Raw genomic sequence first — 10,038 nt, 5'->3', positions numbered from 1 at the left:
ACATTTCCTGAGGGGCTTCATTGACAAATACCTCGACGGCATCTTGATCGCACATCCAATCCGCGCCGGAGATAGTGTCGTAGGCATGATCGTCAAGGCTGTCGTTGGTCTTGATAACTGCCGCAGACCCACCTTCGGCAGACACGGTGTGGCTGCGCATTGGATAAACTTTCGAGACTACCGCGATGCTCAATTTCGGGTTGATTTCAGCAACGGCAATTGCAGCGCGCAAACCGGCTCCACCGCCACCAACTATTAAAACATCGTAGTTATTCGTTTCAAATTGGGCCATTAACTATATTCCTCCGTTCAGACCAGATTCAGAGTGAAAGCCGCTAAATATACTACACCAAAGTATTGAATGGAAAGGAATCATCGTTAACAAACTTAAACCATTGAAAATATTGATTTGATAATTATAAAAGTAACAAATAAGCAACAAAATTGAAGAAAAACGGTCAAAAACAGGGGATTGCCTTGGCTCTATATTCTTGGGAACTGAGAAGTGGCACAGGCCCCTAAGAATGTTGCTAAGATGACGGCCCCACCCTAATCTTAATTGCCATTCATGTTTGTCTATGTTAGCAGCACTCTGGTTTTGCCATTCAAGTGCAAGAAAAGAAGTATTCTTTGATATATTCGGGATTGTTCTCTTTCACCTGCATCAATAAACGTCCGCCTTTTGAACCGTCAAGAGAGTATAGGTATTTTAATCTAAAAAAGCAAGAAGGAGTCATACCCCTCGATTGAACCTATTTAGAGGTAAGGCTTGGGTACTGCAACGCACGCCTTGTAGACTAAGCTGTCATAGAAAGTTGCTTTGTGACAACCCCAACAAAGTATTATTAAATATCCTTTTTTGGGCTTCATAAATTTCACAAAATAGAGAAAATTTACCGTTTATTACCGTTTATAAAACGGTTAAATCTGTTTTTTAGGAGGTCGGAAAATTAGGGAAAGAAGTCTAACTTTAAGCTTATTGCTCTTTTTTTAGGGATTGCAAAAAATGTAAAAATACTCCGGGGTTAATCTCTGCACTTTATAAAATTATTTATCGCGGAAACCCATGTATTTTTGTTTACTAAACATCTCCTAATTTATGGACAAGAACGAGGTCACTACCAAACTTTGACGAAATAAAAGCTTGTCTAAGTGCCAGTGAAATTAGATGATGGTTTACAAAAAAATTCAGTTTTCTTGACTTTCACCTACAAACACTTTACTAGATTGCCCACTTATCGTCTCAATGCATCACTGCTTTTTTCATTGGCTCGACGCTCGATTATAGAAGTGATTTGATACTGTTGGTTCGGTTACAATTGGTAAAAGGTGCTGTTTTCGTCGAACTGGAAAAAATAAATTTGGAGAAACTACTCTTCTGGGGCGCCAGTAACGGGAGAATATTAATCTGTTAATTCGCGTCAGCAGTCTGCGTTTAGAATACCTGAACTTCTCAACTAAGATTGATAGATAATGATATGGTCGAGAGATTATAACATGGTTACACCCGGTAATTCTTTCCATCTCAAAAAGTAACGACTTGGCTTCTTCTAGTACTTTAATCTCTTCGCGAGAAAGAAAAACCGTTTTATTATAAGTGTTATAAAACATTGTTTGGCTTCCCCCAGTGATGTTAATCAAAATCAAATTGCATCTTCTAATCCATCATAAGATTCAAAAAAGATAACCAAATGCCGGAGATTCAAGAAGTTTTGAATTAAGAAATTGCGGACGAACTAATTTTATATCACCAGCATTTTCTCTAACTCCCTGAAATTATCTATCAAAAGATACCAAGCCTCACTAATTAAAAATCTAAGTATTGTATTGATATCTTTAGTATAGCACAATATATAGATAATGTCAAGAAAATTTTGTTTAATCACAGGTTTTGCCGAGGATTTCGTATTTTCTTGCTTGTCAATGACTGCATTGAAACCTTTGGTTTTTATGGTTTATGAACCAACTCCATCAACTTGACTTTTGGATATATGAAAAGCTTCCAGACAAAAACGCACCCTTGACAATGGATAATTGTCAACGATAAAACTTTGCCGCCTGTCTTATTTTCCGATCAAGTTCTAAAATGCAATCGTTCGGAGGTACAATATATTTGAAGACTCCATCGTAAACATTGTTTTTACTTCCATGGCTGTACCTGGTTTTATCTGACAAGAATTAACTGCCAGAGGGTTTGGGCCGAAAAAAATCTTAGAAATATTTATGAGTGTTTTCACTCAATGTTCTCGGATGGCAATTAGTTCGCAATGAAAGTTGTGTTTTCAGATAAGACCAAGGTACTCGAAGTTGGATTACGAGAGGGTTTTCTTTTGGTGCACTTTAGTTAATAACTGATAACAGTCATCCAAAAGCGCCCAGATATAATCTGACGGCGCTTTTTTGTTTTTATCTATACTAACTAACCCTGACAGGGTTCGGTGTGCGCGTTAGGTGTCTTCTGTGGTTAAACTCTGAGCTTTTTCCCAATCCAGGAACTGCTTAATCTCCCGCCTAATCGACTTGATCACGAATCCGATGACGGTTGCATCATCTAAATAACCGGCGCCAGGGATAAAGTCCGGCACAATATCGAATGGGTTCACGAAATAAATAATTCCAGCGATTGCAAAAACTATCGTTTGCCAGGGGGTTTGTGTATATTCGCTTTTGAGCCAGGCTTTGGTTAAACGCAAAAGAGCTTGCAGATCCACCCAGATGTTTTCTAAAACATTTTTATTTCGTTCCGCTTTTCTGAGCGCTTCGTCTAAAAGGTGACCGGTTTTCTCTTTGTCTTTAAAAAACTCTTGCGCTTTGTCTTGTGCGTTTTCAAAGCCTTCAGGCTTTTGATCGATTTCGTTTGTCATATTTTTGAGAGAAGTAAGTGTTAAATATTATCTTTAGTTCAAATATGTTGATTTGATTTGTATTTTTCAAGTGAGAAATAAATCATTTGAGTTGAAGAGAAATTTTATCTACTTTAAACAGCAAAATATAAGGAAGGCAAACATGGATTTTAAGAAAATTGTTTTCGTTCTATTAACTTCTTACGTGCTGCAATTTTCTAACTCCAATGCTCAGCCGCAAAATTCAGGAATCGGTTTTGATTTAGGAATCGGCTATTCCAGTTTCACACCGTATGAATCTAATAATAGCTTTGGAATACAGAATGATGACTTTAAAAACAATGCCACTTTTAGCGGCGGCATACATTTTTATCTGTCAAACAGACTTGCAATTTTTTCAAGGGTGACTTATCTCAAGAGTAGTGTGAAAAATAAACGGAAGATCACCAGTGAGACCGGTCCCGAGGTTATTGCTGTTGTTGAAGATGAGTACAAAGTATCAAGTCTACCCGTAGCTTTCGGAGTCAGTTATAATTTCCCCTTTGGAAAATTTAGTTTAATCACCGAATTGGCCGCGGAATATCATTTTGTGAAACAAAGTTTTGAATTCCCGGCCGTTGAAATTACCAATTCCCCGGGAATTAAAGAAGATGAAAGTGAGAATGGTTTCGGCTTTGCGGTAGCCGCTGGACCGCAATGGAGGTTCTCATCACTTCTGTCCTTAGTTGGAAAAGTCGGATATCGTTTTGCAGAGATTTCGGGATTTGCAGGTTCCGATAGCGGCTTCTTGCTAAGAGATGTCACATTTGATTTCAGCGGAATCTTTTTTGAGGTTGGAGTTCGAATTCATCCTTAAGAGACAATAGTTCTAAACAATCAACTCCGAACTTTCATGAATGTTGTCATTGTCGCTTGTGCGGATTCTGGTGCCAATATTCACACTGTTTTTAATTTCAAGCGCTGAGATATTTTTGGGAAAATACGCACCGCTTACCCGCGCCATGTGCAGACTTGCACCCTCCAAATTCGCCATGGATAGATTAACACCTTTTAAACCACAATGGCTCAAGTAGGCGCCGCGTAAATCGGCGTATTTGAGGTTGGCTTTCTGCAAATTACGGCCCCGGAGATTCACATCCCGTAAATCGTAATCTTTCAATCCCTCAACACTGAGGTTAAACTCAGCGATTTTCTCGTTTTTTAAAAGATAGTAAAATTCGTTTGTATTTGACATCTTCGCCTCATTTTCTTTGCAATGAGTTATTATCGGCAGAGTTGAGGCGTTTGATTAGCAGAAAAGTAGGGGCGATTCGCCCTAGAGATTCCGGGGGTCAAATTTTACATTGATTTGGGGCTGGGTGTTAACGTGAAGTTGGAAGACATCCGGACGGGAGTAGTGGCCATCCGTATCAAGAACCAGATTGCCCTCTTTGACCCATTCAGGATTGATTTCCCCGTAAAGAATAGAGGGTTCATTGTAAACAGGCTCCACTATATATTCAGCATTGGGTGCAATCACCGCGCTGCCGCCTTTTAGAATCAGATCATTCTTTTGGCCGGGGATCTCTTCCAATAATTCCAATGCTTTTTTATCGGCATTTTTAAGCGAATGAAATCCTTCGAGAATTTCACCTTTACTCAAAACAGATCCAACCGCGGCCACAAAACACTGGCCTTCAAATGCGTACTGCCTGCTGGCGACTAAATTCAACTCTTTTACCATCGGCCACTGGGCGATGTGCAGCATTTCGTGTTTGGCGTGCATAGCTGCCCGTGCCAAAGGCATCCAATGCTCCCAGCAGATCAAACCGCCAATTTTTCCAAAATCGGTTTCGATGGCAGGGAGGGTGCTGCCGTCACCGCGTCCCCAAATCAGGCGTTCGGTGTAAGTCGGCATCAATTTGCGGTGGATTTGAATATCTCTGCCGTTTTTATCGAGGAAAATCATGGTGTTGTAAAGGGTACCAGCGAGCCTTTCATGGGAGCCCATGACAACATAAGCACCCGTCTTCTTTGCCGCGTTTAAGAGCGCTTGCAGCTCTTTTCCCGGAATTTCAACAGAATTTTCTGCCAGGATTCGGTAAAGAGCTTTTGCAGGAGGATGTTCCCAGAGTCCGGCATTCGGTGCAAAGTCCAGCCAAACCGGGTAGCCGGGCAGCCAGGTCTCCGGAAAGACATAACCTTTGCGCCTTCCTTTGCCGCTTCTTCAATTAGATCGCAGGCCTTTTTGAGGCTGGCTTTGAGATTTAGAAAGACTGGCGGGTGCTGAATAAGGGCTATTTTAAAAAAGTTGGTTTTGTCAGTTATCATTTATTTTAAATTTCAGGATAATTTTATTCATAAATTTATTGATGGATTAATTAACCTGAATAATTCACAAACCATAAAAGTCGTCATTCCCGCGAAGCCTGTCCTCGCGAAGGCGGGGAGCGGGAATCCACACCAAATCAACAACTTAGTGCAGGTAATAGATGCCGGACTACTCGGGCATGACAATATTGAAGTTTTTTGCCTGAAATGGAAATTCATGAATTATTCAGGATAATGATTGCCCTTTGAAGAGGAAAAAATAATGATAAAACACATCGTCATGTGGAAATTGAAAGAACAGGCCGAGGGCTGCAGTAAACTCGAAAACGCACAAAAACTGAAAGCCCGGTTAGAGTCCTTGCCGAAAAAAATCACCGAAATAAAATTCGCCGAAGCCGGCATTAACTTCGATGATTCAGACGCCGCTTTTGATGTCGTTTTATATTCAGAGTTTGCGAACAAAGAAACTTTAAAAGCCTATCAAGCCCACCCTGAACACCAGAGACTCATCAAAGAATTTCTAAACAAAATCCGTATTGAAAAGAAGGTGGTGGATTATGAAGTTTGAAAGGAATCAGCATTGAAAATCGCCTTTACAGCTGATCTGCATTTGACCGCCGGCCAAATGTACCCCGAGCGGTATCACGCCTTAGAAAATATTTTTCAACAAATGGTGGAAGGAAGGATTAGTACACTTATTATTGCTGGAGATCTTTTCGATGAGACAAGTCGAAATTATGCAGAATTTGATAAGCTTTGTTCAAAGTATCAAGACATAAAAGTCCTGGTTATTCCGGGTAATCACGACAGCGTTTTAAATCAACAAGAAGTCACGGCAGCTAACCTTGAGATTTATTCGGAACCTAAACTGCAAGACTTTGGTGAAAATGCGCCGCCATTTCTTTTTCTACCATTCAAAAAAGGCAAGACCATGGGAGAATTCATCTCTGGTTTTGCTTCAGATTTAGGGGAAAATAATTGGGTGCTCGTCGGACACGGGGATTGGGCAGAGGGATATGAACCAAATCCGTTTGAGCCGGGCGTTTACATGCCTTTGACTCGAAGCGATTTGGAGAATTTTAAGCCGGCGCAAGTGTTTCTCGGCCACATCCACAAAGCGATGGATAAGGGCAAAGTACACTACATTGGGTCCCCGTGTGGTTTAGACATCCGTGAAACCGGCCGTCGCCGCTTCTTGATTTTCGATACCGACACCGGTAAAATCGAACACCGAAAAGTTGATTCGCAGGTCATTTTTTTCAATGAATCTTTTGTGATCCTGCCTGTTGAAGATGAAGCAGATTACATTGAGAAAGAGATTGCAGAACGAATTAAAAGCTGGGAGCTTGAAGAGGAAGAAATTTCAAAAACGCAAATCAAAATAAAAGTGTATGGCTACTCTTCGGATAAGAGAAAGCTAATGGAAACCATCCGCAAGGCCTTTCGTGAGTTCACCTTTTATAAGAGCTGGGAACCCGATTTAACTGAGGTTTCCGTGGCTGAGGATATCAATCGTGCGGAAATTTCCAATCGGGTTTCTGCATGGATAGACAAGCTTGACTGGAATACTATCAGCAATCATCCCAGCAAAGAGCTGATCTTGATACAGGCACTTAAAGTTATTTACGAGGATTAAATGTCCGTCGCGATTAAAGAAATCCATGTCCAGAACCTTGGTCCTCATACGCAGTTTTCAACCGAGTTAGGGCAATTCAATCTCATTTTCGGTCACAATGAAGAGGGCAAGACTTTCCTGGTGGAATTCATCATTCGTTCACTTTTCCGACAGTCAAACCAGTGGACTTTGCGCGATCAAAAGGGCACGGGCAAGGTGATACTCCAGGGTCTTTCTAATGGTCAACTAGTTGAGTTTTCTCCGGATTCCCCAAAAAAACTGGAGGACTACTGGGAGGAAGCGAAAACCGGACTGCCGGCTGATTTTTCGAAACTTTTGGTGGTCAAGGGAGCAGAGGTGGAAATTGTCGATGTCGAGGGCGGGGTTGACAAAAATATTATGAAACGCTTGCTTTCGGGAAAGAATGTCCTCGACAAAATACAAAACAGAATTTCAAAAATCCTTCAAAAATCTAAGCTTGAAAATAATTCGCCAATTGGGCCGAAAACGGGTGAAATTAAAGAGAGACTTGAGTTAATTAGCGTTCTTGAGAATTATGATGATTTATTTAGCCAAATAGATAGCGATTTTTCCGGCGGTCAGCGGAATTTAATGATTGAAAACAAACAACTATTGCAAGATCAAATTCAGGAAATAAAAAAAGCCAAGCAATTCCAAGCTTATAGTCTCAACCAGGATGTAAAGCGGCTAAGAGACAAAATAAATCGAATGCCCCTTGAAAAAATCAATGAAATTCAAAACGAGCTGAGTTCCTACCGACAGAAAAAATCTGAATCTATGCATAAAGAGCAAACCCAAGTATCTAGTGAGGAAAGAAGTGAACATTACGAATGGTTGAAAAATGCCTACACTCTTTACCAAAATGAATTAAATAATATTCCTGAGCAACCAAAACCCTATTTTTTATTCCTTTCAATAATATTCGTTATTATTGCAGGTGTTTTAGTTCTTTTAAAGTTACCTATTTTTGCCCTCATATCCTTGTTATTTATATGTTTTTTTGGCCTGTTGTATTTCAAAAAGTACAAAGACTTCGTGGATAAGGCCCCTGAGAATCAAGAAATTGAAAAATTAAAAAAATCATTCCAAGATAAATTCAACAAAGAGCTAGCTGACATGCCGCTTATGTTAGAATTACTTGATAAAATGGAAGATGATTATAATGAGGTACGATTTTTGAAAAAACAATTGCAAGAGGATTTAAGTCAAATTCAGATTCTTGAGTCGTCAATTTCACGTAAAGTCTATACTTTATTAGGCGAAAGGAAGGCTCCTGGTACCTGGGACGAAGTTTTAAGAATATCGGAAGACAGTATTAAGCAGTTTGAAAATCAAGTGAATGATATTTATAAATCACAAAATAAAAACAAGTTAATTCGACAATTAGGCTATATAGGATCTGATTTAGATTATTTAGCATTGGAAAAAAGTAGACTTGCCGATATGGTCATAGAACTGCATAGTTCGGGCGGATCAAAAGTTTCAATCAAAAAGCTTAATGAATATAAGCAAAGTATCGATAATTTAAATCGTAATATTTCAAGCCTAATAGTATTACTTAATGACCAATATCAATATAATATATATGTATCATGAATACGCAAAACATTACAGTCGTTATTCAGGGCCCTGTTTATTCTCCGGGGATAACTTGGAGTCGCAAAAGCTTATTAAAACTGCGAGGATACAGTCACGATTCAGATTTGATTGTTCATTTTGACTCGAGTTCTACAATTTTGCGTAATATCAGACAATGTAAAAATAGGAATATAAATGTGATATACAGCGGATGGTTTGGTGATTGTTCAGACGAACTCGCTAAAAAAATAAAAGGACTAGGGGCTGTATTAGTATTATCCAATCAAGATTCCGTTCCAGTTTTTCCAAGAAAAGAAAAGAATAGCTCCAAGACCATTCGCAAAGGCAATAAAGCAAGGCAGTTTTATTCATTATTGAGAGGTCTTGAGGTTATGGGTGGTGATATGCATGATAACATCGTAATTAAAATCAGATCGGATATAGAAATTGATTTTAACTTACTATTTTCTGAAATCAGGGATCATGAAGAAAATCTTAAATCGGGAAGCATTTTGGTTCAACATCTTCTGTGGAGTAAGGATAGAAATAGGCCCGAGCTTTCATTGCCAGACTTTTGGTTTGCTGCCCGCGGAGACGTATTACATTCTATCTCGAAAGATATTAGCAGTAGGTGCTCTAATGACAGTGGCTATGACATATATTCCGAGTTTGCGCTTGATGTTTTGCGATATTATTTACCTAATTTTCCTAAGGTTGTGAGTGCAGAATATAGAATTAAATTGCTTGCAAAAGATTTTTTTATTAAATTAAGAATTTTAGCACCATTTTTTTTAATTCGGGAGATAAAAAGGCGGTTCGTCGCGTATCTTACAGAAAGGAAAATGCGGATTACTTGTACAGCCGGGAGATGTAGATGGAATGAAGCAGGCAATTGTGAAGCTCATTGAGGATCCGAAGCTGCGACTGTCAATTGGTAAAAAGGGACATGACCACATGATGAAGAACTACACCATTGATAGATACTATTCACGAATTAGAGAAATCTTTAGCGCTGTCAAGGATGAAGGGGATAAGTATGCCTAATAAGACGTATTTTATTCGCCCATCGCTTTTAAAACCTATGCACGAAAGTACAAAATAAGCTATGGAAGTAAAAATAAACAATGTAAGCCAAGATGTCTTGAACTGTCCTGTTTGTAATCTATATACAGGAATCGACATTATTTTATTTCCTGACTGGCTTGAAGGGGGTAAGTTTCATGAGTATAATAATTGTTCACGGTGTGGGTCTTCATGGAGAAAAATACAAGATGAGGAATCTGTATACGAGACTTCGGAACAGAATATCGCAAGAGATAAAAATTCTTTATATGTAAGATTCTTCTCCGCGATAATCCGTTTTTTCCTTGGTAGAATTGTCATCACGATAAATTCATCACTCGAGTCAGGAGGACTGGTTTTGGACATCGGTTGTGGGAGGGGAAAACTTATGCAGGAATTCAGGAAAAGGGGACAGGAAGTTTATGGTATTGAGCCAAATGAAATCAAGTTTAACGAGGCTCGCAGGGAGTTTGCGGATAATGTAGTACAAGGGGTGTATGACCCTGCACATTTCCGCTCTAAGGAATTTGATACTGTTGTATTTTGGCATGTCTTAGAACACCTAAATTCCATAAATGAATCAATATTGAGTGTTAAGGAGCATGCTTC

Annotated in this window: 11 protein-coding genes; 7 read left to right on the top strand and 4 right to left on the bottom strand. The window is 39.3% G+C overall.

The window, feature by feature from the left end; translation table 11 throughout:
- Positions 1–292, bottom strand: a 292-nt coding sequence (locus IH879_13050) for an FAD-binding protein (GenBank protein MCH7675866.1), incomplete at its 3' end; no start/stop codon positions are given.
- Positions 293–2,447: 2,155 nt separating this feature from the next.
- A complete protein-coding gene (locus IH879_13045; protein MCH7675865.1) occupies positions 2,448–2,864 on the bottom strand; it encodes a DUF1232 domain-containing protein in 417 nt (138 codons plus the stop codon).
- A 142-nt stretch (positions 2,865–3,006) separates the two neighbouring features.
- Here IH879_13045 and IH879_13040 point away from each other — a divergent pair, with 142 nt between their 5' ends.
- A complete protein-coding gene (locus IH879_13040) occupies positions 3,007–3,699 on the top strand; it encodes an outer membrane beta-barrel protein (protein MCH7675864.1) in 693 nt (230 codons plus the stop codon).
- Between the two features lie 12 nt (positions 3,700–3,711).
- Here IH879_13040 and IH879_13035 read toward each other — a convergent pair whose 3' ends face one another.
- Positions 3,712–4,077: a pentapeptide repeat-containing protein gene (locus IH879_13035; protein ID MCH7675863.1), complete on the bottom strand. Its 366-nt coding sequence runs from the start codon at positions 4,075–4,077 to the stop codon at positions 3,712–3,714.
- 81 nt (positions 4,078–4,158) lie between these two features.
- Positions 4,159–5,001: a carbon-nitrogen hydrolase family protein gene (locus IH879_13030; protein MCH7675862.1), complete on the bottom strand. Its 843-nt coding sequence runs from the start codon at positions 4,999–5,001 to the stop codon at positions 4,159–4,161.
- Between the two features lie 414 nt (positions 5,002–5,415).
- Between IH879_13030 and IH879_13025 the strand changes: the two genes are divergently transcribed.
- The 6 genes from IH879_13025 to IH879_13000 form a co-directional block, all read left to right on the top strand.
- Entirely contained in the window at positions 5,416–5,721 is a 306-nt protein-coding gene (locus IH879_13025; GenBank protein ID MCH7675861.1) for a Dabb family protein, read from the top strand.
- Between the two features lie 12 nt (positions 5,722–5,733).
- Positions 5,734–6,789 (top strand): metallophosphoesterase, encoded by a 1,056-nt coding sequence (locus tag IH879_13020; GenBank protein ID MCH7675860.1) that lies wholly within the window; start codon positions 5,734–5,736, stop codon positions 6,787–6,789.
- Complete coding sequence (locus IH879_13015) at positions 6,790–8,385, top strand: hypothetical protein (GenBank protein MCH7675859.1); 1,596 nt, start codon at positions 6,790–6,792, stop codon at positions 8,383–8,385.
- Positions 8,382–9,275: a hypothetical protein gene (locus tag IH879_13010; protein ID MCH7675858.1), complete on the top strand. Its 894-nt coding sequence runs from the start codon at positions 8,382–8,384 to the stop codon at positions 9,273–9,275. Before IH879_13015 ends, IH879_13010 begins: the two co-directional genes overlap by 4 nt.
- Positions 9,193–9,411, top strand: a complete 219-nt coding sequence (locus IH879_13005; GenBank protein MCH7675857.1) for a glycosyltransferase — start codon at positions 9,193–9,195, stop codon at positions 9,409–9,411. The genes IH879_13010 and IH879_13005 overlap by 83 nt, the downstream gene beginning before the upstream one ends.
- A 61-nt stretch (positions 9,412–9,472) precedes the next feature.
- A partial coding sequence (locus tag IH879_13000; GenBank protein ID MCH7675856.1) for a methyltransferase domain-containing protein occupies positions 9,473–10,038 on the top strand: 566 nt, incomplete at its 3' end.

It is taken from the genome of candidate division KSB1 bacterium (genome assembly GCA_022562085.1).
Lineage (GTDB): Bacteria > Zhuqueibacterota > Zhuqueibacteria > Oceanimicrobiales > Oceanimicrobiaceae > Oceanimicrobium.
This window is presented reverse-complemented; position numbering and strand designations above follow the sequence as displayed.

What these genes read in the sequence shown, in the direction of transcription:
- IH879_13010 (MCH7675858.1), top strand. Translation starts at nt 8,382, where the DNA reads ATGAATACGCAAAACATTACAGTCGTTATTCAGGGCCCTGTTTATTCT.
- IH879_13035 (MCH7675863.1), bottom strand. Translation starts at nt 4,077, where the DNA reads ATGTCAAATACAAACGAATTTTACTATCTTTTAAAAAACGAGAAAATC.
- IH879_13045 (MCH7675865.1), bottom strand. Translation starts at nt 2,864, where the DNA reads ATGACAAACGAAATCGATCAAAAGCCTGAAGGCTTTGAAAACGCACAA.
- IH879_13015 (MCH7675859.1), top strand. Translation starts at nt 6,790, where the DNA reads ATGTCCGTCGCGATTAAAGAAATCCATGTCCAGAACCTTGGTCCTCAT.
- IH879_13040 (MCH7675864.1), top strand. Translation starts at nt 3,007, where the DNA reads ATGGATTTTAAGAAAATTGTTTTCGTTCTATTAACTTCTTACGTGCTG.
- IH879_13025 (MCH7675861.1), top strand. Translation starts at nt 5,416, where the DNA reads ATGATAAAACACATCGTCATGTGGAAATTGAAAGAACAGGCCGAGGGC.